21 protein-coding genes are annotated in these 22,946 nt (G+C 37.6%); 13 read left to right on the forward strand and 8 right to left on the reverse strand.

The genetic code is table 11. From position 1 onward, the window contains the following. Window positions 1–706 precede the first annotated feature (706 nt). The 7 genes from gyrA to dnaA form a co-directional block, all read right to left on the reverse strand. Entirely contained in the window at window positions 707–3,268 is a 2,562-nt protein-coding gene (gyrA, locus tag BANA01_RS24960; RefSeq protein WP_063255140.1) for a DNA gyrase subunit A, read from the reverse strand. Window positions 3,269–3,438: 170 nt separating this feature from the next. Next, complete coding sequence (gene gyrB, locus BANA01_RS24965; protein ID WP_063255184.1) at window positions 3,439–5,361, reverse strand: DNA topoisomerase (ATP-hydrolyzing) subunit B; 1,923 nt, start codon at window positions 5,359–5,361, stop codon at window positions 3,439–3,441. A 71-nt stretch (window positions 5,362–5,432) separates the two neighbouring features. Continuing rightward, window positions 5,433–5,681 carry an extracellular matrix regulator RemB gene (gene remB / locus BANA01_RS24970; RefSeq protein WP_063255145.1) on the reverse strand — a complete coding sequence of 83 codons (249 nt, stop codon included), beginning with the start codon at window positions 5,679–5,681 and terminating at the stop codon, window positions 5,433–5,435. A gap of 10 nt (window positions 5,682–5,691) precedes the next feature. Continuing rightward, the gene (gene recF, locus BANA01_RS24975) at window positions 5,692–6,810 is read right to left on the reverse strand and encodes a DNA replication/repair protein RecF (protein ID WP_063255147.1); all 1,119 of its coding nucleotides are present in this window, start codon (window positions 6,808–6,810) and stop codon (window positions 5,692–5,694) included. A gap of 16 nt (window positions 6,811–6,826) precedes the next feature. After that, the gene (gene yaaA / locus BANA01_RS24980) at window positions 6,827–7,045 is read right to left on the reverse strand and encodes a S4 domain-containing protein YaaA (RefSeq protein WP_063255148.1); all 219 of its coding nucleotides are present in this window, start codon (window positions 7,043–7,045) and stop codon (window positions 6,827–6,829) included. A 102-nt stretch (window positions 7,046–7,147) separates the two neighbouring features. Further along, window positions 7,148–8,284 (reverse strand): DNA polymerase III subunit beta, encoded by a 1,137-nt coding sequence (gene dnaN, locus BANA01_RS24985; RefSeq protein WP_063255150.1) that lies wholly within the window; start codon window positions 8,282–8,284, stop codon window positions 7,148–7,150. A gap of 205 nt (window positions 8,285–8,489) precedes the next feature. Continuing rightward, complete coding sequence (dnaA, locus tag BANA01_RS24990; RefSeq protein ID WP_063255151.1) at window positions 8,490–9,836, reverse strand: chromosomal replication initiator protein DnaA; 1,347 nt, start codon at window positions 9,834–9,836, stop codon at window positions 8,490–8,492. Between the two features lie 703 nt (window positions 9,837–10,539). Between dnaA and rpmH the strand changes: the two genes are divergently transcribed. From rpmH to BANA01_RS25045, 11 genes are all read left to right on the forward strand, one after another. Next, complete coding sequence (rpmH, locus tag BANA01_RS24995) at window positions 10,540–10,674, forward strand: 50S ribosomal protein L34 (protein ID WP_063255153.1); 135 nt, start codon at window positions 10,540–10,542, stop codon at window positions 10,672–10,674. Window positions 10,675–10,740: 66 nt separating this feature from the next. Beyond that, the gene (gene rnpA / locus BANA01_RS25000; RefSeq protein ID WP_063255154.1) at window positions 10,741–11,085 is read left to right on the forward strand and encodes a ribonuclease P protein component; all 345 of its coding nucleotides are present in this window, start codon (window positions 10,741–10,743) and stop codon (window positions 11,083–11,085) included. 151 nt (window positions 11,086–11,236) lie between these two features. Next, complete coding sequence (gene spoIIIJ, locus BANA01_RS25005; RefSeq protein WP_063255155.1) at window positions 11,237–12,013, forward strand: YidC family membrane integrase SpoIIIJ; 777 nt, start codon at window positions 11,237–11,239, stop codon at window positions 12,011–12,013. After that, complete coding sequence (gene jag, locus BANA01_RS25010) at window positions 12,010–12,630, forward strand: RNA-binding cell elongation regulator Jag/EloR (RefSeq protein ID WP_063255157.1); 621 nt, start codon at window positions 12,010–12,012, stop codon at window positions 12,628–12,630. The genes spoIIIJ and jag overlap by 4 nt, the downstream gene beginning before the upstream one ends. Before the next feature lie 275 nt (window positions 12,631–12,905). Further along, window positions 12,906–14,291 carry a tRNA uridine-5-carboxymethylaminomethyl(34) synthesis GTPase MnmE gene (mnmE, locus tag BANA01_RS25015; protein ID WP_063255158.1) on the forward strand — a complete coding sequence of 462 codons (1,386 nt, stop codon included), beginning with the start codon at window positions 12,906–12,908 and terminating at the stop codon, window positions 14,289–14,291. A 106-nt stretch (window positions 14,292–14,397) separates the two neighbouring features. Then, window positions 14,398–16,284 carry a tRNA uridine-5-carboxymethylaminomethyl(34) synthesis enzyme MnmG gene (gene mnmG / locus BANA01_RS25020; RefSeq protein ID WP_063255160.1) on the forward strand — a complete coding sequence of 629 codons (1,887 nt, stop codon included), beginning with the start codon at window positions 14,398–14,400 and terminating at the stop codon, window positions 16,282–16,284. 153 nt (window positions 16,285–16,437) lie between these two features. Then, window positions 16,438–17,154 (forward strand): 16S rRNA (guanine(527)-N(7))-methyltransferase RsmG, encoded by a 717-nt coding sequence (gene rsmG, locus BANA01_RS25025; RefSeq protein WP_063255161.1) that lies wholly within the window; start codon window positions 16,438–16,440, stop codon window positions 17,152–17,154. 100 nt (window positions 17,155–17,254) lie between these two features. Next, window positions 17,255–18,139, forward strand: a complete 885-nt coding sequence (gene noc / locus BANA01_RS25030; RefSeq protein WP_063255162.1) for a nucleoid occlusion protein — start codon at window positions 17,255–17,257, stop codon at window positions 18,137–18,139. A gap of 294 nt (window positions 18,140–18,433) precedes the next feature. Continuing rightward, window positions 18,434–19,195: a ParA family protein gene (locus BANA01_RS25035; protein WP_063255164.1), complete on the forward strand. Its 762-nt coding sequence runs from the start codon at window positions 18,434–18,436 to the stop codon at window positions 19,193–19,195. Continuing rightward, on the forward strand, window positions 19,188–20,045 hold the full coding sequence (locus BANA01_RS25040; RefSeq protein WP_063255165.1) for a ParB/RepB/Spo0J family partition protein: 858 nt from the start codon (window positions 19,188–19,190) through the stop codon (window positions 20,043–20,045). Before BANA01_RS25035 ends, BANA01_RS25040 begins: the two co-directional genes overlap by 8 nt. Window positions 20,046–20,243: 198 nt before the next feature. Beyond that, entirely contained in the window at window positions 20,244–20,972 is a 729-nt protein-coding gene (locus BANA01_RS25045; protein ID WP_063255166.1) for a DUF554 domain-containing protein, read from the forward strand. Between the two features lie 56 nt (window positions 20,973–21,028). On the opposite strand, the gene yyaC is transcribed toward BANA01_RS25045, so the two are convergent. Continuing rightward, complete coding sequence (gene yyaC, locus BANA01_RS25050) at window positions 21,029–21,646, reverse strand: spore protease YyaC (RefSeq protein ID WP_063255167.1); 618 nt, start codon at window positions 21,644–21,646, stop codon at window positions 21,029–21,031. Window positions 21,647–21,838: 192 nt separating this feature from the next. Between yyaC and BANA01_RS25055 the strand changes: the two genes are divergently transcribed. Together BANA01_RS25055 and BANA01_RS25060 are read left to right on the forward strand one after the other, a co-directional pair. Continuing rightward, entirely contained in the window at window positions 21,839–22,723 is an 885-nt protein-coding gene (locus tag BANA01_RS25055; RefSeq protein WP_063255169.1) for a mechanosensitive ion channel family protein, read from the forward strand. 15 nt (window positions 22,724–22,738) lie between these two features. After that, window positions 22,739–22,936: a DUF951 domain-containing protein gene (locus BANA01_RS25060; protein ID WP_045519309.1), complete on the forward strand. Its 198-nt coding sequence runs from the start codon at window positions 22,739–22,741 to the stop codon at window positions 22,934–22,936. Window positions 22,937–22,946 lie beyond the last annotated feature (10 nt).

Here is a 22,946-nt window from a genome sequence, read left to right on the forward strand (position 1 = left end):
GATCAATTTTCCCGAATCGCTCTTAAGCGACTTTAATAATATATCATCTATTAAAAAAAATGTCAACGTCTTTTTGTTTTTAATATTACATAAAAACGAATGAACCGCGCCGACTCAAATGAGTATACCAGCATTAACACTATCAATCAAGAGAAAATTAGCAATTTGTTAAATTATATTAAAAAAGGACACCAACTTAGTAACCTGTATTTGATGTACAGAAAAAATTAAGCTTAGACTTCTATATAACTGAAAGTTGATTTCACTGAGAATGAAAAATAAACGGAAAAATTCCGGCTAATTTGGGAAATAGCCATATTTCCTAAATAATAAGGGGAAGTTTTCCGTTTATATTGTAAAAAACCTTGAATATTACCTTATTTTGAGCAGTTAAACGGAATATCTCCGCTTATCCCACTCCTTTAGCTTTCCTAATATGCATTAGCAGGAAATTCTCCGCTTATTCTTATACTTGCAAAAAAATCAATACGATAAGGCGGAGATAATTTGTAACTTCATCATTCAAATACGAAAAAAAATAACAAGGAAATAAATCCTTGTTATTTCTAATGTTTTTTCAATTCCTAGCCTTACAGTTCACCCTGTATTTTAAAAATGCAAGCAGGATTACATTTCCCTATGCAAATTGCTCGTTATGCGATAGGGAACGGATCCTGTTACCAAATAGGTGTTCTTTTTAATCTACTTATTCTTCATCAATCGTATCTGTATCAATATCCTGAGAATCTAACTCAATTCCTGCATTTACTTCTTCCGGACCGGTTATTACTTCTGCCCCTTCAGTATCACCAGATTCAGTTTCCTCTGAAACCTCTTCTTTTTCTACTTTAGCAACAGTTGCTACATAGTCATGTTCATCGCCTTTAATACTAATTAATTTAACACCCTGAGTGTTTCGACCCATAGTTGATATGCCGGCTACATCGATACGAATAAGGACTCCGCCAGTAGTGATTAACATTAGGTCTTCTTCACCCGTTACCGCTCTAACAGAAACTAATGGGCCATTCTTTTCAGTAACATGGCATGTTTTAATACCTTTACCGCCTCTGCCTTGGATACGATACTCCTCTGCCGGCGTGCGCTTTCCATATCCGTTCTTAGTGACAATAAGGACGCTGCTATTCTCTTCAAGCACTTCCATACCAACAACTTCATCATCAGAGTCTAAGGTAATTCCTTTTACTCCCGTAGCAGTTCTGCCCATAGAACGAACATCAGTTTCAGGGAAACGGATAAGCAGACCATTTTTTGTACCAATGATCATATGCTTGGTTCCATCGGTTAGGCGAACTGAAATTAGTTCATCACCTTCACGAAGATTCAATGCAATTAGACCATTATTACGAATATGTGCAAATGATGTTAATGGAGAACGCTTTGAAATACCTTCTTTCGTGGTAAAGAATAGGTACCAATCATCGACAAATTCCTCTATTGGTATAATCGCATTAACCCATTCACCCTTCTCAATTCCAAGAAGGTTAATGATTGGCAGTCCTTTTGCTGTACGGCTGAATTCAGGAATCTCATAACCCTTTGAACGGTAAACCTTACCTTTATTTGTAAAGAAGAGAATCGTATCATGGGTTGATGTTGTGATTAAATGTTCGACAAAGTCATCCTCATTTGTTCCCATGCCTTGTATACCTCGTCCGCCCCTTTTTTGTGCGCGGTACGTTGAAACTGGGAGACGTTTAATATAGCCATTATGAGTTAACGTAATTACAACATTTTCACGTGGAATGAGATCTTCATCTTCGATATTTTCAATCCCGCCTGTAACAATTTCCGTACGGCGAGTATCATTAAATCGTTCTTTAATCTCCGTTAATTCTTCACGAATGATTTCAAGAACCTTTTCTTTATCAGCTAAGATGGCTTTTAATTCAGCGATAAGCTTTACTAAGCTCTGATACTCTTCCTCAATTTTTTCCCTTTCTAAACCGGTTAAACGCTGCAAACGCATATCAAGAATCGCTTGTGCTTGTTTTTCAGAAAGGTTAAAAGTAGTCATCAAACCCTCGCGTGCAATATCTGTTGTCTGCGAGTTTCTAATTAAGCTTATGACAGCATCAAGATTATCCAGAGCAATTCTTAAACCATCCAAAATATGAGCACGTGCTTCTGCTTTCCGCAGCTCAAATTCTGTTCTTCTGCGAATAACAACGACTTGATGGTCTAAATAATGAACTAAACATTGTTTTAAACTTAATACCTTAGGATGTCCATTTACAAGGGCTAATGTATTGATACCGAAGCTGGTTTGCAATGATGTTTGCTTATATAAGTTATTTAAAAGGACATTGGCATTCGCATCTTTGCGGACTTCGATAACAATTCGCATTCCATTACGGTCTGATTCATCCCGTAAGTCGGTAATGCCTTCTATTTTCTTATCACGATGTAATTCTGCAATTCTTTCAACTAATTTCGCTTTGTTTACTTGGTATGGTAATTCACTAACAATGATAACTTCTTTACCATTTGATTTTTGTTCAATTTCAACTTTTCCCCGAATAGTGAGTGATCCTCTACCGGTTTCATATGCTTTACGGATGCCGCTTCGGCCAAGAATAATTCCTCCAGTTGGAAAGTCCGGACCAGGAATGATTTCCATTAACTCTTGAGTTGTGATTTCTGGATCATGAGTAATGGCTAAAACGCCATCAATTACTTCACCCAGCTGATGGGGTGGAATATTCGTAGCCATACCAACGGCAATCCCCATAGAACCATTGACTAAAAGATTAGGAAATCTTGCGGGAAGTACTGCAGGCTCCCTTTCCTCACCATCATAGTTATCCTGGAAATCAATCGTATCTTTGTTAATATCCCTAAGTAATTCCATAGAAATTTTGGACATTCTAGATTCTGTATAACGCATCGCTGCTGCTGAATCACCATCTACTGATCCAAAGTTTCCATGACCATCAACAAGCATATAACGATAGTTAAAGTCTTGAGCCATCCGTACCATCGTTTCATACACGGCAGAATCCCCATGAGGGTGATATTTACCGATTACATCTCCAACGATACGAGCAGATTTTTTATATGGTTTATCTGCATGTATTCCAAGATCATGCATTGCGTATAAAATACGGCGATGAACTGGTTTTAAACCATCTCGAACATCTGGAAGGGCACGAGAAACAATAACACTCATTGCATAGTCGAGAAACGATGTTTTCATTTCTTGACTGATATTAATATCTTTCACTTGAGAATTTGGTGTTTCGGCCATATTAGTACCTCCTATTTTGGCGACGTCTGCCTTTAATCATCATCCACTAAATTTAGATAAACGAAAAAAGGAGGATAGTGGTCACCCCTCTATCCCTTTTTGAAATCGGAAGCGCCTTGTCCCCGGAAAAAAAGAAGTTCATTTTTCCTTGGGGCGACAGCTAGACAAATCTATATATCTAAATTCTTAACGTATTGGGCGTTTGCTTCAATGAAGTTACGACGCGGCTCTACTTTGTCACCCATTAACATTTCAAATGTCTCATCTGCTTCAATCGCATCTTCTAGACTTACTTGAAGCATAGTTCGATTAGAAGGATCCATTGTTGTTTCCCATAACTGTTCAGGATTCATTTCTCCTAAACCTTTATAACGCTGGATATTAGGCTTTGGCTGACTAGGGAGCTCAGCGAATATTTTTTCTAGCTCTTTGTCATCATAAGCATACCTAACTTTTTTTCCTTGTTGAACTTTATATAATGGCGGCTGTGCGATATATACGTAGCCAGCTTCTAAAATTTTTCGGATATAACGGTAGAAGAAAGTCAATAACAGTGTTCGAATGTGTGCTCCATCCACGTCCGCATCGGTCATAATGACTATTTTATGGTATCTAGCTTTAGCAATATCAAAATCTTCACCAATACCTGTTCCGATGGCAGTAATCATCGAGCGAACCTCATTATTTGACAGAATTCGATCTAAGCGTGCCTTCTCCACGTTAAGAATTTTCCCTCTTAATGGCAAAATAGCTTGAAAATGCCGGTCCCGGCCTTGTTTTGCTGAACCCCCTGCGGAATCACCCTCAACAATGTACAGTTCGCTGATTGAAGGGTCCTTTGAAGAACAGTCGGCTAATTTCCCAGGTAAACTAGAAACTTCTAAAGCACTCTTTCGGCGTGTTAGTTCTCTAGCTTTCTTCGCAGCAAGTCTTGCTCTAGCAGCCATTAAGCCTTTTTCAACGATTTTTTTACCTACTTGTGGATTTTCCAGTAAGAACTTTTCGAAATGACTCGAAAACAATGAATCTGTTATCGTTCTAACTTCAGAATTTCCGAGCTTCGTTTTTGTTTGCCCTTCAAATTGTGGGTCCGGGTGCTTAATCGAAACAATGGCAGTTAAGCCCTCACGAACATCCTCACCAGATAGATTTGTATCATTTTCTTTAATTAAACCATTTTTTCTCGCGTAATCATTAATAACACGGGTTAATCCAGTTTTAAATCCAGATTCATGCGTTCCACCTTCATAAGTGTGGATGTTATTCGCAAAAGAGTAAATACTGTCCGTATACCCCTCATTGTATTGAAGAGCTACTTCAACGCTAATACCATCGCGTTCTCCCTCAATATAGATTGGTTCATCATGAATAACCTCTTTTGTGCGGTTTAAATGTTCGACATAGGATTTAATTCCGCCTTCGTAGTAATATTCATTCTGTTTATTTTCCACACGATTATCTTTAATCGTAATTTTTATTCCACGATTTAAGAATGCCAATTCACGCAGACGGGTTGCTAGAATATCATATTCGTATTCCAATGTTTCAGTAAAAATTTCGCCATCTGGTTTAAAGTGAGTAATCGTACCTGTTTTATCTGTGGTTCCAACAACTTTCAATTCTTGAGTTACAGCTCCACGCTCAAACTTAATAGAGTAAATATTGCCGTCACGGTGTACTAATACATCCAAGTTTGTGGAGAGGGCATTAACAACAGAGGCACCTACACCGTGTAGTCCACCAGAAACCTTATATCCTCCGCCGCCAAATTTACCTCCGGCATGAAGAACAGTCATGATAACTTCAACTGCAGGTCTGCCCATTTTTTCCTGGATTCCAACTGGAATACCACGCCCATTATCTTTAACGGTTATACTATTATCTTCTTCAATGATTACATTGATTTCGTCACAATAACCTGCCAATGCCTCATCAATACTGTTATCTACAATTTCCCAAACAAGATGATGGAGACCTTTTCCACTCGTTGAACCAATGTACATACCAGGTCTTTTTCTTACGGCTTCTAAACCTTCAAGAACCTGTATCTGATCGGCACCATATTCTTCTTCCTGGACTACTTTTTGTTCCATTGTCATATCGTTCACCCCGCACTTTCATTCAAAAAAAATCACACTATTAACCTAAATGAAAAATAATAATTTCAATATTCCTGCATTTCCTTTTGATTTGAACGTTTTTTTAATGTTCCAGAAGAAATTGGGGATAAATAAACCTTGTCATATGTGATTACGACAGATTTAAAGGGGTTTTTCGATAGGTTAACAAGCTTTTCCTTATGCTGTTCTAAGAACTCTTCGACTAAATTTGAAGAATTCACGCACCCTTTGTCAAGAATGGCGATGATATCCTTCGCCCTAATATTTAGGTCTTCCCCGACATGAATATACACACTTCCCACCTCAATTTACTTTATTGATAACACCATACTCTACTTCAAAAGTTGAAGCTTCTTTTAATGTTTGATGGTGAATTCCGTCGACACTCGTTGTTGTAACGAATGTTTGGACCTTCCCCTGGATGGTATTAAGCAAGTGTGACTGACGATAATCATCCAATTCTGATAAAACATCGTCAAGGAGTAAGATGGGATATTCGCGAATTTCCGAATGAATTAATTCAATTTCGGCAAGCTTAACAGAAAGTGCTGTTGTTCTTTGCTGTCCTTGTGAACCAAATGTCGAAACATCCCGACCATTAACAAAGAATAACAAATCATCACGATGTGGACCAAACAATGTTGTACCACGTTCTATTTCCCTTGCTCGAACTTTACTGAATTTTTCCTCAAAGCTTGCTTTCATTTTCGACAAATCTTGGTCTTCTAATACATCAACCGATGGTTTATAGACAATTTCCAATGATTCCAGCCCTCTAGAGATACCTTTATGAATAGGTTTAGCCCAATTTTCAAGCAAATGGAGAAACTCAAACCTTTTCAAAACAATTTTTACAGCCATATCAATAAACTGCTCAGTTAGAATTTCTAGCATAGTTTGGTCTGTTTGTTTTTTTATTTGCATCATTTTTAAAAAATGATTTCTCTGTTGAAGTATTTTTTGATATTGACTCATATCATGTAAATAAATGGGCGATACCTGCCCAATTTCCATATCAATAAACCGCCTTCTAACTTGCGGGCTGCCTTTTACTAAATTTAAATCCTCTGGAGCGAACATGACCACATTCATGTTCCCCACATATTGGCTTAATTTCTGCTGCTCAATATGGTTGCATTTAGCCTTTTTTCCTTTTTTGGAAATAATTAATTGCAACGGCAAAGAGCTATGCTGTTTTTGAACCCTACCCTCTATTTTAGCATATTCCTGGTCCCAGCGAATAAGATCTTTATCATTTGATGTCCGATGAGACTTTGCCATAGCTAAAACATAGATGGATTCCATTACATTTGTTTTCCCCTGAGCATTTTCCCCAAGGATCACATTGACTTTATTTTCAAATTCAACCGATAGGCTAAGATAATTTCGATAATCTCTTAGTGCTAATTGTTCTATATACATGAAAACGACACAACCTTTAGTTACTCGTAATCAAAAACTCACCAAAGCCAGGAATTTTGATTGTATCTCCTGCTCGAAGCTTTCTTCCTCTTCGTTGATCTTGTTCACCATTAATAAAAATATCGTTTTCACTTAAAAACCATTTTGCCATTCCACCAGATTGGATGACATCGGCTAATTTAAGAAATTGACCCAATGTAATAAACTCAGTATTCAGCTTAATTTCTTCCGACAATGTTTATCACTCATTTCTAAATGGTCTCAATACTTTATTTTACTAAAAAACAAAAAATAAAGAAAGTCACCAAAAAACATGGTGACTATTTGCAAGGCTATCCTAGTAGGTTCTTACAGGTAAAATCAACTGCAATGTCGTTTCATCATGCAGTGGTTTGATAACGAACGGGCGCATTGCACCAGTAAAACTCACCCTTATATCGGTACCTTCGAGAGCCTTTAAGGCGTCCATCATATATTTAGCACTGAAAGAAATTTTTAATTCTTCTCCATCAATGGATTGACTTTGAATTTCTTCAACAACTTTACCAACCTCAGGTGTATTGGAGGAAATTTCTATTACACCGCCGTCAATCGTTGAAAGTTTTACAACATTGTTTCTGCCTTCACGAGCAAGCAAGGAAGCACGATCGATAGCTTGAAGGAATTCTTTTGTATTTACAATAATATCGGTTTTACTTTCACTCGGAATAAGTCTAGAAGTGTCGGGATAATTTCCTTCTAGCAGCCTTGAGAAAAATAATAAATGCTTCGCCTTAAACAAAATTTGATTTTCTGTGATAACAATATCTATTAATTCGTTTGAATCATCAATGATTTTACTCAGTTCATTCAAACTCTTACCTGGAATGACCACATTGTAACTCTCGTTATTTTCCAGTTCAATTTTTGCTTTTCTTAATGCCAGACGATGACTATCTGTTGCAATACAGTTTAGTTCGCCGTTTTCAATCTTCCAGTTTACACCTGTCAAGATGGGTCTTGTTTCAGAGGTAGATACTGCAAAAAAGGTTTGGCGAATCATCATTTTTAGAAGGTCCGTGGCAATATGAAATTTGTTATTTTCTTCTATTTGCGGCAGGTGAGGGTATTCTTCTGCATCAAGGCCGTTTAAATTAAATTCAGATTTCCCAGAACGAATAACGGTTTGTAAAGATCCTAGTACTTCAATTTCGACTGAATCTGTAGGTAACTTCTTTACAATTTCACTAAAAAACTTTGCTTGAAGGACGATAGAACCCGCCTGTTTGATTTCTACAATTTCATTTCCGTCTTCCTCTTTTGGTATGAAAGATTCAATCGAAATATCCGAATCACTACCTGTTAAGGTTACTCCCTCGCTGCTAGCTGTTATTTTAATACCCGTTAAAATGGGAATGGTCGTTCTTGAAGTGATAGCCTTCATAACATCTTGGACACTTTGAACAAGACGGTCCCGTTGGATGATAAATCTCATTTCATAATCCTCCCAGCATTTTTTTCCTAAGTACGCATAAATGAATTTTCTTAAACATATAATAATAAGTTTTTTAAATAAAAAACAGTAGAAGTACTAGTAGGGCCTGTTAGTATGTGGATAACTTATCTTTTACAATGGAAATACAGTCTATCCACATGTGGACAGACTGTGCATAAACTAGTCCAAGTTATTCACAATTATGTTAAACTCTCAACAACTCATTTAGCTCTTTCATTTGCTTTTGAAGCTGGAGATCAGTCTGTAATAGCTTTGATATTTTTTCATGAGCATGGATAACGGTGGTATGGTCACGTCCTCCGAACTCTTCTCCTATCTTTGGTAAAGAATAATCGGTTAATTCGCGTGATAAATACATGGCAATTTGTCTTGGGAAGGCTACAGATTTTGTTCGCTTCTTCGCTTTAAAATCTTCAAGTTTCACACTAAAGTGCTCCCCGACAGTTCTCTGGATGTCAAGAATGGTAATAACCTTAGGCTTTGAGCTGGGAATAATGTCCTTTAATGCTTCAGAAGCTAGATCAGCGTTAATATCTTTATTGATTAAGGAAGAATAGGCAACGACACGGATTAATGCTCCCTCAAGCTCTCTGATATTTGTATCAATCTGATTAGCGATATAGAGCATAACCTCATTTGGTATATCTAATCCTTCTGCCTTTGCCTTTTTCCGTAAAATTGCAATTCTTGTTTCTAGATCTGGAGGAGTAATATCCGTGATTAATCCCCATTCAAAACGTGAACGCAGGCGGTCCTCAAGTGTTGGAATTTCCCTCGGCGGACGGTCACTTGAGATGACGATTTGCTTGCTTTCTTCATGAAGAGTATTAAAAGTATGGAAAAATTCCTCTTGTGTTGATTCTTTTCCAGCTAAGAATTGAATATCATCAATTAGTAACACATCAACGTTTCGATACTTATTGCGGAATTCGACAGCCTTATTATCACGAATAGAATTAATAAATTCGTTCGTGAATTTCTCAGAGGACAAATAAACTACCTTGGCGTTAGGTTTATGTTCTAAAACATAATGACCAATTGCATGCATTAAGTGTGTTTTGCCTAAACCAACGCCCCCATAAATAAATAAGGGATTGTATGCTTTTGCGGGTGCCTCAGCTACTGCTAGAGATGCAGCATGAGCAAATCGGTTACCCGAACCAATAACGAACGTATCAAAAAGATACTTTGGATTTAAAATGTTTTGCGGAAAATCATGTTGATCATCCTCTTTTTTGGCCTTTTTAGCAGGCAATAGTAAATCAGGGTCTTCCTCTTTTTGATTTTGCGGAATAATGAACTTAACAGAAAGCTCTTCTCCAGTAATTTCATACAGGATGCCTGCAATTAACTGGGAGTAGCGCTCCTCGAGCCAATCTCGTGCAAATTCATTTGGAGCAGTGATCACAAGTAGATTGCCTTGAAGGGAATGGGCCTTTGTGGACTTCAGCCAGGTGTCAAAACTGGGCTTGCTAATCTTCTTCTCAATATTGGCTAGAGCAGCATTCCAAAGATCCGCAATATTCTCCAACGGGTTGTCCCTCCTTTTTTTATCTATCTATTATTCAAATGCATTTGCAGGTTCGTTTCTGTCTAAACTCCATATATATAGATATTTTTTCACAAAGAGTTATGAAGTATCCTCATGAAGCCACATAACAAATTTGATAACAGTTCCGTGAAAAAACAATGTTATACAAGCTGTACAACCTACTAATTTATAAATATACGAAACAATGGTTGTGGAAAAACATATTATAGGAAATAAAGTGGAGTTTCGACAATATCCACGGCTTGTGGACAAGTTTCTGCAGTATGCTAGAATAACTTGTCCACACCTTATCCACAATTTGTGGATAACATATTTTAGAGACGAAGTTATTCAGAGTGAAAACACAAATATAATATCAGATAAAAGACAGGTGTGCAATGCCTTTTCACCGTTTATCCACAACTGTAACAATATGTGGTTAAAACTTGTCCACAAGTAGTGGCTCCTGTGCAAAAACTGTCAATATCTTGTGAAACGATGGAAAAAAAGTCGAAAAAAATATCCACAGGTAATTTTTAAAAACGAAGATTGCGATTACCAAGTTTAATTCGTGAAAGTCGATCTAGGCGTAAAGATTTTTTGACTGGGGAACAATATAGTAAGGGTAGTTGACAATATGAGGGTCCGTCTTTATAATAAATTAGACTGTCTTTAACAGCTATTCCTCAGGGAGGTGTCATATATGAAAAGAACGTATCAACCAAATAAACGTAAGCATAGTAAAGTTCACGGTTTCCGTAGTCGTATGAGCAGTGCAAATGGACGTAAAGTTCTAGCACGCCGTCGTCAAAAGGGAAGAAAAGTATTATCAGCTTAGGCCACTGAAACATCAGTGGTCTTTTTTCTAATAAAATCTTTCTAATGTAGATGGAAGGTGTTTTCTATGAAGAAAGAATTACGGGTAAAGAAAAATAAAGAATTTCAAGAGGCATTTCAAAAAGGTCAGTCATTCGCTAATCGGCAATTCGTTGTCTATAGTCTAAAGAAAGAAGAACAAGACTATTTTAGAATTGGTCTGTCCGTAAGTAAGAAGATAGGAAATGCTGTGATGAGAAATCAAATAAAAAGATACATAAGACAAGCTGTTTTTGAACTATCTGATCAACTGGTTCCGGGGAATGATTACGTGATTATTGCGAGAAAACCTGCAGCGGAAATGGATTTTTTTGAAATTAAAAAGAGTTTAACCCATGTTTTTAAGGTTGGAAAAGTTTTAAAGAAAAAATAATTTGCAAAAATAATCATGAGCACTCCTAATTTAGAGGAAAATTATGATAAAAGATGGTAAAATACCTATGAAAAATACCACAGAGATATCATTACTATAAAAACTATTCATACTTAACTAGTATATCTATTGTTCAAGGAGGAAAATTCGGTTGAAGAAACGAATATTACTTTTACTTGGCATTGTTTCTGTGTTTTTGTTTTTATCAGGATGTACAGAAATTAATAAGCCAATTAATGCTGAAAGTACTGGATTTTGGAATGAATACATTGTTTATCCACTTTCCTGGGTCATTGTAAAAGGTGCAGAAATATTAGGTGGAAGTTTTGGATTATCACTGATTGTAGTTACGATATTAATTCGTTTGGCAATTTTGCCACTGATGATTAAACAAACTAGAAGCTCGAAAGCAATGCAGGCGTTGCAGCCAGAAATGAAGGCGCTTCGAGAAAAGTACAGCTCTAAGGACCAGAAGACACAGCAGAAATTACAACAGGAAACGATGGCTCTTTTCCAAAAGCACGGAGTAAATCCAATGGCTGGATGTTTTCCATTAATCGTCCAAATGCCTATCCTAATTGGATTTTATCATGCGATTTCACGAACAAGAGAGATTGCAGATCATAGCTTTCTTTGGTTCGACCTTGGTGATAAAGATCCATTTTATCTTCTGCCGATCATTGCTGGTATCACAACATTTATTCAGCAAAAATTGATGATGGCCGGACAAGAGCATAACCCGCAAATGGCGATGATGCTTTGGATGATGCCGATTATGATTGTCGTTTTTGCTTTTAATTTCCCTGCAGCTCTTTCTTTGTATTGGGTAGTAGGTAATATTTTTATGATTGTGCAGACCTATTTCATTAAAGGACCGGACTTGAGAAAGACCCAAGAATCCGGTAAAGCGGGAGGAGCAAAAAAGTGAAACAAGTAACTGCTACCGGACAAACAGTCGAAGAAGCAGTGGAATCAGCTTTAGCTCAATTAAAGACAACAAAAGACCGCACAGATGTTGCTATAATCGATGAAGGTAAAAAAGGCATTTTTGGGATTTTTGGTTCACGTCCAGCAGTCGTTAAGGTTACGGTTATTATTGACCCAATTGATGAGGCAAAAAGGTTTCTGCTTCAGGTTAGTGAACAAATGGGAGCGCCTATCGACATCGAAATTAAACGTGATGGCAAACAAGTTCTATTTGTTATGACCGGAGAGAAGATTGCTCTTTTAATTGGAAAAAGAGGACAAACATTGAATTCGCTGCAATATTTAACACAACTAATTATTAACCGTTTTTCTAACCAATACTTAACCGTTATTTTAGATGCTGAAGATTATCGAAATCGAAGAAATGATACGCTGATCCAATTAGCCCATCGTCTTGCACTTAAGGCGATAAAAACAGGCAAGGATGTTGCTTTGGAGCCGATGCCTTCATACGAGCGTAAAGTCATTCACACAGCTTTATCCGATAATAAACGGGTAAAAACTTTTTCAGATGGTTCAGATCCACATAGACATATCGTAATCTCGCCGGTTAAATAAGATGAATGAAAGACATCCTTTTCGAAGGATGTCTTTTTTTACGTTGTCAAAATTTAAATTTAAAAGTCTTTTGTTAACAATAATATGAAATCTCTTGTTTTATTGTTATTCACATGTGGATAAGTTAAAATAATAGGTAGACATTTTATAGGCTGTGGATAAATAAACTCAGGGATTTCTAGTTTTTCAGACGAGACTAGATGTGGTATTCTAATAATTTGGAGTAAAATACTTCGTTTTTATATAGATTAATTTTATAAAGAGTGGTGAAAGTAATGGAATTCGATACGATAGCTGCCATATCTACACCGATGGGTGAGGGAGCAATTGCAATAGTACGGTTGAGTGGCGATGATTCCATTAAGATCGCTGATCAAATTTTTCGAAGCATCTCGGGTAAAAGGTTAACGGAGGTTCCAACCCATACGATCCATTATGGTCATTTAGTTGACCCCAAGACGGAGCAAGTAATAGAGGAAGTAATGGTATCGATTATGAAGGGCCCAAAAACTTTTACAAAAGAGGATGTAGTTGAAATAAATTGTCACGGTGGGATTGTTTCTGTTAATCGGGTTTTGCAGCATGTATTGGCCTATGGTGCCAGGCTGGCTGAACCAGGTGAATTCACCAAACGAGCGTTTTTAAATGGCCGGATTGATTTATCCCAAGCAGAGGCAGTAATGGATTTAATCAGAGCCAAAACGGATCGTGCAATGAATGTGGCTTTAGGACAAATGGAAGGCCGGTTATCAAAGTTAATTAGGGGCTTGCGTCAGGAAATTTTAGAAATACTTGCGCATGTCGAAGTAAATATAGATTACCCCGAATATGACGATGTTGAAGAAATGACACATAAAATGTTGTTAGAAAAAGCCATCTATGTTCGTGATGAGTTAAAAAAGCTGCTCCAAACTTCTCAGCAAGGAAAAATACTTCGTGAAGGTCTTTCAACGGTAATTGTTGGGCGCCCAAACGTCGGAAAATCATCGTTATTAAATAGTCTGGTTCAAGAAAATAAAGCGATTGTTACCGATATTCCAGGGACAACCCGTGATGTGATTGAAGAATATGTCAATGTTCGCGGAGTACCGCTAAGACTATTAGATACAGCGGGTATAAGAGAGACGGAAGATATTGTTGAACGAATTGGAGTAGAAAAGTCTAGACAGGTTTTAAAGGAAGCAGATTTAATATTGTTAGTGCTAAATTATGCTGATCAATTTACAAAAGAGGATGAAAATCTTTTTGAGGCTGTTAAAGGAATGGATGTTATAGTCATCGTTAATAAGACAGACCTAGCGCAGCAAATAGATATGGAACGTGTAAAGCAACTGGCGGCAGAGCATAAAATTGTTACGACTTCATTATTGGAGGAGAGCGGGGTTGATGAGCTTGAAGAAGCTATATCCTCCTTATTCTTTGCAGGGTCAATTGAGACAGGCGATATGACCTACTTATCCAACAGCCGCCACATTGCGTTGATTGGACAAAGCTTGCATACGATAGAGGAAGCAATTAATGGAGTAGAAATGGGGACCCCCATTGATATCGTCCAAATAGATGTTACGAGAACATGGGAGATTCTTGGGGAAATTATTGGTGATAGTGTGCACGAAAGCCTAATTGACCAGTTATTTTCACAGTTCTGTTTAGGAAAATAGGAAAAGCCGAAGCTCTCGTTCAGCCTCGACAAACGCTGGACTAATAGTGACCTCGAGGGGCTAAGTGCTGGAACTAAACGGTAGAGTTAGAAAGAGGAGGAAAGAGATGTCATACGAAGCAGGTAATTTTGACGTTGTCGTCATTGGAGCTGGTCATGCAGGCTGTGAGGCTGGCCTCGCGGCGGCACGTATGGGTGCCAAAACATTAATGATCACCATTAACCTCGATATGGTGGCCTTTATGCCATGTAATCCATCCATCGGAGGACCGGCAAAAGGAATTGTTGTCCGGGAAATAGATGCACTGGGCGGCGAAATGGGCAGAAATATCGATAAAACATATATACAGATGAGAATGTTGAATACAGGGAAGGGTCCAGCAGTGCGTGCACTGCGGGCACAGGCGGATAAAGTCGACTACCAGTATGAAATGAAGAAAACAATTGAAGAAACACCTAATTTAACGCTCCTTCAAGGTATGGTTGAAAGACTTATTGTTGAGGACGGCGTCTGTGTTGGGGTAATTACGAAAACAGGTGCAATTTACCGTGCCAAAACAGTCGTCATAACAACTGGGACGTACCTCCGCGGTGAAATCATTCTCGGAGAATTAAAGTATTCAAGTGGTCCCAATAACCAACAGCCATCGATTAAGTTATCAGAGCATTTAGAGGAGCTGGGATTTGACCTCGTTCGTTTTAAGACAGGAACTCCTCCGCGCGTTAATAGTCATACGATTGATTACAGTAAAACGGAAATTCAGCCTGGGGATGAAGTTCCGAGAGCTTTTTCATATGAAACAACTAAGTATATCACTGACCAGTTACCTTGTTGGTTGACGTATACAAATGAACAAACACATACCTTAATTGATCAAAATCTTCACCGTTCACCAATGTATTCCGGAATGATTAAAGGAACAGGTCCGCGATATTGTCCATCCATTGAAGATAAAGTGGTTCGTTTTAATGATAAGCCGCGCCACCAAATCTTCCTTGAACCAGAAGGAAGAAAAACGCAAGAGGTGTATGTACAGGGTTTATCAACGAGCTTACCTGAAGATGTTCAGCAGCAAATTCTCAAAACCATTCCAGGGCTAGAGAATGTGCAAATGATGAGATCTGGATATGCGATTGAGTATGATGCAATTGACCCGACTCAGCTTTGGCCGACACTTGAAACAAAGGTGGTAAAGAACCTCTTTACTGCTGGTCAAATTAATGGAACTTCAGGGTATGAAGAAGCAGCGGGACAAGGAATTATTGCTGGAATTAATGCCGGGCTGAATGCACTTGGAAAAGAACCATTAATCTTAAGTCGTTCAGATGCTTATATTGGTGTGTTAATTGACGATCTAATTACAAAAGGAACAAATGAACCGTATCGTCTGCTGACTTCAAGAGCAGAATATCGCCTTCTTTTACGCCATGATAATGCAGACTTACGATTAACAGATATTGGTTATTCCATTGGATTAATAACTGAAGAACGTTATCAAAGGTTTTTAGCTAAAAAAGCGGCGGTCGAAGCGGAAAAGGAAAGACTTTCATCCGTTAGATTGAAACCTTCCACCGAAGTTCAAAAGCTTATTCGAAGCATTGGCGGCAGTGAGCTTAAGGATGGGATTCTTGCTTCTGATCTATTGAAACGGCCTGAAATGACCTATGAACACATCCAAAGTCTAGTACCGAGTGAAGTGGAATTAGATCAAGATATAAAAGAGCAGGTTGAAATTCAAGTTAAGTATGAAGGATATATTGAAAAATCACTTCAGCAGGTTGAACGCTTGAAAAAAATGGAAAATAAGAAAATCCCTGAGAATATTGATTATGATGCGATATCAAGTCTTGCAACGGAAGCAAAACAAAAGTTAAAACAAATCAAACCATTATCACTTGCCCAAGCCTCTAGAATCTCTGGTGTAAACCCAGCCGATATATCGATTCTTCTTGTGTATTTGGAGCAAGGTAAAGTGTCTAGAACGAGTAATTAATAAGTAGGCTATTTAAAGCTAATAATTCATTTTGGCACTCTGTTGATTGGAGCGGAAGGCACGAAGACTCCTGCGGGAGTACGGGGCTGGGCGGAAATCAACAGAAACCTTTAATAAAGCTTATAATTTTTACAAAAAGAGGAAGTTTTGCGGATGAACATCGAACAATTCAAAGCCATGCTTCTAGAGAAGGGGATTGCCCTTAGCGATGAGCAGCTAGATCAATTTGATAAATACTTTCACACTTTAGTAGAGTGGAATGAAAAAATGAACTTAACTGCCATCACAGATCAAGAGGATGTCTACTTAAAACATTTTTATGATTCCATTTCTGCTGCATTTTACTTTGACTTCACGCAGCACCTTCATCTTTGTGATGTAGGTGCAGGTGCGGGATTTCCTAGTATCCCATTAAAAATTGCATTTCCTCATTTAGAGGTAACCATCGTGGATTCATTAAATAAACGCATTACTTTTTTAAATCATTTAGCAAATGTATTAAAATTGGAAAAGGTTCATTTCATTCACGACCGCGCTGAGACCTTCGGTGTAAATCCAGCTCACCGTGAGTCATATGACCTTGTAACGGCTAGGGCTGTTGCAAGAATGTCTGTTCTTAGTGAACTTTGCCTTCCTCTTGCAAAAGTAGGGGGACATTTTATCGCGATGAAGGCCGCACATGCAAACGATGAGTTAACTGTCGGTCAAAAGGCGATAAAAACTCTAGGAGGAAAATTAGAGCAAATGCATACTTTCACGCTGCCTATGGAAGAAAGTGAAAGAAACATTCTTGTGATTAAAAAGGAAAAACAAACGCCGAAAAAGTATCCACGAAAACCAGGGACACCTGGTAAAATGCCAATCGAATAGTGAAGGAAATTTTTGTATAAATAAAACTGCAGGTTTGGCAGGAAGAAAACGATATAATAGAGAATAAGTAATAGGGAGTTTCGTAAAGGTGGTGTTGGGGATGAAGAATTCGTTTTCACGCTTTTTTGGCCTCGGCGAAAAGGGAGATCAAAAGGTTGAGTTAGAGAAAGAGTTTGAAAAAGAGCTAGAACAAGAGCTAGATGTTGAACGAAATGAAGAAATTAAAAAGATTCCGATTGAATCGATTGTTCCTAACCGTTTTCAACCTCGAACCGTATTCGACGATGAAAAAATAGAGGAATTATCACGAACAATCCATACACACGGAATCATTCAGCCAATTGTGGTCCGACAGTTTGATGGAAATTATGAAATTATTGCCGGTGAGCGCCGCTGGCGTGCGATGAAGAAGCTGGGCTGGGATGAAGCACCAGCAATTATAAAAAATTATTCTGATACCGAAACGGCTTCCGTGGCATTAATTGAAAATTTACAACGGGAAGAGCTGTCTCCGATTGAAGAGGCTATCGCCTATGGCAAGCTGCTCGAGCTACATAACTTAACGCAAGAAGCTCTTGCTCAGCGTCTTGGAAAAGGTCAATCGACAGTAGCCAATAAGCTCCGGCTTCTAAAGCTGCCTCAGCCAATCCAAGAATCCTTGTTAAACAAAGAAATAACAGAACGGCATGCCCGAGCACTTATTCCACTTAAAAACCCAGAGAAACAGGTATTGCTTTTACAGGATATTATTGAAAGAAATCTTAATGTAAAGCAAACGGAGGATCGAGTGGCCCGGCTGCTAGAAGAAAAGAATCAAAAACCGAAACCAAAAAGAAAAGCTTTTAGTAAAGATATGAGAATTGCTGTAAATACCATAAGGCAATCGCTGACAATGGTGTCAGATAATGGAATCACTCTTGACTCACAAGAAGAAGAATTCGAAGAGTACTATCAATTTACAATAAAAATTCCAAAGAAAAAATAATATATTCTTAAAATGGAACCAGACTATAAGCAGTTTGGTTTTTATTTTTGTATTTATCTGTGAAGGTTTAGAATAAATTGTAAAATTGTGTTAATGATTACTTTGATTCGCCATTAATATTTTATGAAAAAAAATAACAACAAATCAGTTTCATGTTAAAATAAATAGCATGGAAATTTAATATTTGCTAGAAAACAAGTTTAATTTATGTTTACATTTACGTAACTATTTATATTTGTATCGGCTATTTGAGTAGAATGTAAGTAATTTATTTGAAACAAGGTAGGTGACATCGTGGGCAAAACGATTGCAATCGCGAATCAAAAGGGCGGAGTTGGAAAGACAACTACCTCTGTCAATCTAGGCGCCTGCTTAGCATACATTGGGAAAAAGGTTTTATTAGTAGACATTGATCCACAGGGGAATGCAACGAGCGGAATTGGGATCGAAAAGGCAGATGTAGCACAGTGTATATATGATGTTTTAGTAGACGATGTGGAAGCAAAGGATGTTATTAAGCCAACATGTGTTGAAAATTTATATGCGATTCCAGCTACTATACAGCTTGCAGGAGCGGAGATTGAGCTCGTTCCAACTATCTCAAGGGAAGTTCGATTAAAGCGTGCACTTGAAGAAGTGAAAGATCAATTTGATTATATAATTATTGATTGTCCGCCTTCATTAGGATTGTTAACACTTAATTCCTTAACAGCTTCTGACTCTGTGTTAATCCCTGTCCAATGTGAATATTATGCTTTAGAAGGTTTGAGTCAGTTATTAAATACTGTTAGACTAGTGCAAAAACACCTAAATCAAGACTTGAAAATAGAAGGCGTGTTATTAACGATGCTCGACGCCCGAACTAATTTAGGCATTCAAGTAATCGAAGAAGTGAAGAAGTATTTTCAAGATAAAGTATATAAAACCATTATTCCAAGAAATGTACGTCTAAGTGAGGCCCCAAGCCATGGCGAACCAATTATTACGTATGATTCAAAATCACGAGGCGCAGAAGTTTATTTAGATCTAGCAAAGGAAGTGGTCTCAAATGGCTAAAGGTCTAGGAAAAAAAGGCATAAATGCATTTTTTACAACTATCGAAGCCGGTAAGGAAGAGACTGTCCAAGAAATAAGTTTGAAAGAATTGCGTCCCAACCCTTACCAGCCTAGGAAAACCTTCCAACAAGAGGCCATTGATGAATTAAAAGACTCTATTTTAGAGCATGGAATTCTTCAGCCTATTGTTGTTAGGAAAAGTATTAAAGGGTATGAAATTGTTGTAGGTGAAAGACGTTTCCGAGCAGCCAAAGAAGCAAAGTTAACAACTGTCCCAGCTGTTGTCAGAGAGTTAACAGAACAGCAGATGATGGAATTAGCAGTTTTAGAAAATCTGCAGCGTGAAGATTTGAATCCAATTGAAGAGGGACAAGCTTACCAAACTTTAATGGAAAAGTTGAAATTCACTCAAGAAGAAGTAGCAAAGCGTTTAGGGAAAAGTCGTCCACATGTAGCAAATCATATCAGGCTGCTCTCTCTTCCTGCTAAAATTCAGGAGCTGATTTCAGATGGGAAAATCTCGATGGGCCATGGCCGTGCGCTTTTAGGATTACGTCAAAAGGCGAAGCTGCCAGCTTTAGTAGATAAAATTATTCAGGAATCATTGAATGTTCGTCAATTGGAAAAAATCATTCAACATCTAAATGAAAATGTTCCACGTGAAACAAAAAAGCCTGAAAAGAAAAGGGATATATTCATCCAGGAACGTGAACACTCCCTTCGAGAACGATTTGGAACGACTGTAAACATTAAACAGTCTAAAAATAAAGGTAAAATTGAAATTGAATTCTTTTCTAAAGAGGATTTAGAACGTATTTTAGAAATGTTAGGTCAAGAAGAATCACTTTAAACCATCAATGGATGGTTTATTTTTTTATAAAAAGGCTGTGTTAAAGCTGAATTTTGAGTTAGCACCCTGTTGGTTGGAGCGGAAATCAGCAGGTTTATATAACACAGTCATATTAAAAAATAGCTTTCCAATTTTACTAAAAAATGATAGTTTAATACTATTATTAATTTCGAGATGCGAAGAATAGGTGAATAACAGATGTTTTTATTAGGGACGCTTGTGAATGGGTTGTTAATTATTATTGGTGTGCTAATTGGAAAGCTCTTAAACCGAATTCCGGAAAGCATGAAAACAACGGTTATGTATGCAATAGGTTTATCAGTAATTGTTTTAGGACTGCAAATGGGGTTGAAAAGTGAAAACTTTCTTATTGTCATCATTAGTTTAGTCATGGGAGCTGTTTTAGGAGAGCTCATGCAATTGGAAGAAAAGCTGAATCAACTGGGTCTTTGGCTGGAAAATAAACTCGGTTCTAGCAAAATGGGTTCAAATGGAAAAGGCAGTATAGCAGAAGGTTTTGTTACGGCTACCTTAATCTTTGTGATTGGGGCTATGGCAATCATCGGAGCACTTGATAGCGGGATCCGTGGTGACCATGACGTCTTGTATACCAAAGGGCTCATTGATGGTTTTACGTCCATTATATTAACAACAACCCTTGGAGTGGGTGTCATTTTTTCTGCAATTCCAGTCATGCTCTATCAAGGGTTGATTGCTTTATTCGCCACCCAAATAAATACCTTTATCCCCCAAGTGTTGATGGACCAATTTATTGTTGAAATGACAGCAACCGGCGGGGTTATGATTTTTGCTATCGGGCTAAATTTAACTGGATTAGTAAAAATAAAGGTTGCTAACCTCCTCCCTGCTATTGTTGTGACAGGTTTTATTGTGACTGTTCTGTATTTATACAATGTATTTATGTGAAAATATACAATATTTGTAAGTGAAAAAGAGCAACTTGGCTTATTCCGGCTGCTCTTTTAATTCGTCTTTTTTTGCTCCTCTTGAATCAATTCCTGCAGTCTTCCTTTGGAATGGAGAATACTTGCCTGATAAATCCCATTTGCAATGGTTTTTGCCATTTTCATTACCAGGTTTAATCGGGTATTTTGTAAGACAAAAAACTCCATAAAGCCACTCACGTTGACAATCCCTGTTATGTGAATATCACCGACTGCCGGAAGCTCTTTGTTTACACCCGCTCCAGGTTTAACAGGTCCGTCACAAACCTGAATCACTCCAACATTCTTCATTCGGCCTAAACAAGCATCGATACCAATAATATAGGGGTTATGATGTTTTAATGCTATTTCCTTTAGCCGATCTCCCAAATTTACCGCATGAATGGGTTCATCTAACGTACCGTAAACATGAAATGAAGGGACGTCCCTCTCCTCTAAAAATGATCCAACAAGTGGTCCTAATGAATCTCCGGTCGAGCGGTCTGTTCCAATACAAACAAATACGATTGGACGATGAGAAGCTGGAGGCAGGAACTTAAGCAATTCCATAGCTAAATTTTCAACAGCCTGAAAGTCATCATGGGGTATCCGCCCAGTATTGGCCCTCCTATCAAAGAAACTAGGTTTCAGATTCATACGTACACTCCTTAATTGTGATCATTATTTGTTTGCATATTTTTACTATTATACGGAAAATTCCGAAAATCTATACATGGGTTCTCAAAGATATTCCCGTTGAAAAAGGAAATAAATCACAATACTATGAACTATAAGGGAAAATTGATAAAATAAGTGTGATTCACCAGGGTCAGAGGAAAGGATGTTAATATGACTTCTACACAAAGGATTATTCAAAGATATACGGATAAATTCCAAAATGAAGATACATGGATGGCCATAGGGGAAGGTTTATTAAAAATAATTGTGATTATGATTGTTGCTAAAATCTTAATTAAATTGGGAAGTATGGCCATTGATAATGTTTTTAAACTAAGAACTCGATCTCCGCTTAAGACATCAGAACGAAGGGAAGAAACGTTAGCAAAACTTCTTGATAATGTTCTTACATATGTGGTTTATTTTATTGCTATTATGATGATTCTCTCTGTCCTAACGATTGATGTAAAAGCTTTAATTGCAGGTGCAGGGGTTGTTGGGCTCGCCGTTGGTTTTGGCGCACAGAGTCTTGTAAAAGATGTCATTACTGGTTTCTTTATTATTTTTGAAGATCAGTTTTCAGTAGGGGACCATGTAAGAATTGACCAGTTTGAAGGAACTGTTCAAGCTATTGGTTTAAGAACAACAAAGTTAAAAAGTTGGACGGGAGAAGTTCACATCCTTCCGAATGGAAGTATCATTCAGGTGACGAATTTCTCTTTAAATAACAGCCTTGCAATTATCGATATATCCGTTGCTTATGAAGAGGATATAGAAAAAACGCAGAGGATTATAAGGGATTTACTTGAAAAAATGCCCGAACAATACGAGGCCTTAACAAAGACACCTGAGCTTTTAGGCATTCAAACGTTAGGACCATCAGAGATTGTATTACGAGTTGTTGCAGAAACATTGCCAATGAAGCATGCAGCTGTTTCTAGGGATATAAAAAGAGATATCAAACAATGTTTAGATGAGCATGGAATTGAAATTCCATATCCACGTATGGTCATGTACTCAAAGAATTCTGGAAATATCAATGAACCTAGTGTTTAAAAGGAGAGGTATTCAATGGAAGAAAAAGAATTTGGGTTAAATGATGTCGTAGAAATGAAAAAACAGCATCCATGCGGAACCAATCGCTGGAAGATTATTCGTATGGGAATGGACATTCGGATCAAATGTGAGGGATGCGAACATAGCGTAATGATTCCAAGACGTGAATTTTCAAGGAAAATGAAGAAAATATTGGTGAAGCATGAACAATAGTTTATGCTTC

Source organism: Neobacillus niacini NBRC 15566 (assembly GCF_001591505.1).
In the GTDB taxonomy this organism is placed as follows: domain Bacteria; phylum Bacillota; class Bacilli; order Bacillales; family Cytobacillaceae; genus Neobacillus; species Neobacillus niacini.

Bases quoted from the DNA above. Each gene is read 5' to 3' on its own strand.
- mnmE (WP_063255158.1), top strand. From the start codon at position 12,906: ATGGAATTCGATACGATAGCTGCCATATCTACACCGATGGGTGAGGGA.
- BANA01_RS25045 (WP_063255166.1), top strand. From the start codon at position 20,244: ATGTTTTTATTAGGGACGCTTGTGAATGGGTTGTTAATTATTATTGGT.
- mnmG (WP_063255160.1), top strand. From the start codon at position 14,398: ATGTCATACGAAGCAGGTAATTTTGACGTTGTCGTCATTGGAGCTGGT.
- BANA01_RS25060 (WP_045519309.1), top strand. From the start codon at position 22,739: ATGGAAGAAAAAGAATTTGGGTTAAATGATGTCGTAGAAATGAAAAAA.
- gyrA (WP_063255140.1), bottom strand. From the start codon at position 3,268: ATGGCCGAAACACCAAATTCTCAAGTGAAAGATATTAATATCAGTCAA.
- noc (WP_063255162.1), top strand. From the start codon at position 17,255: ATGAAGAATTCGTTTTCACGCTTTTTTGGCCTCGGCGAAAAGGGAGAT.
- BANA01_RS25040 (WP_063255165.1), top strand. From the start codon at position 19,188: ATGGCTAAAGGTCTAGGAAAAAAAGGCATAAATGCATTTTTTACAACT.
- rnpA (WP_063255154.1), top strand. From the start codon at position 10,741: ATGAAGAAAGAATTACGGGTAAAGAAAAATAAAGAATTTCAAGAGGCA.
- rpmH (WP_063255153.1), top strand. From the start codon at position 10,540: ATGAAAAGAACGTATCAACCAAATAAACGTAAGCATAGTAAAGTTCAC.
- BANA01_RS25055 (WP_063255169.1), top strand. From the start codon at position 21,839: ATGACTTCTACACAAAGGATTATTCAAAGATATACGGATAAATTCCAA.
- dnaN (WP_063255150.1), bottom strand. From the start codon at position 8,284: ATGAGATTTATCATCCAACGGGACCGTCTTGTTCAAAGTGTCCAAGAT.
- gyrB (WP_063255184.1), bottom strand. From the start codon at position 5,361: ATGGAACAAAAAGTAGTCCAGGAAGAAGAATATGGTGCCGATCAGATA.
- rsmG (WP_063255161.1), top strand. From the start codon at position 16,438: ATGAACATCGAACAATTCAAAGCCATGCTTCTAGAGAAGGGGATTGCC.
- yyaC (WP_063255167.1), bottom strand. From the start codon at position 21,646: ATGAATCTGAAACCTAGTTTCTTTGATAGGAGGGCCAATACTGGGCGG.
- recF (WP_063255147.1), bottom strand. From the start codon at position 6,810: ATGTATATAGAACAATTAGCACTAAGAGATTATCGAAATTATCTTAGC.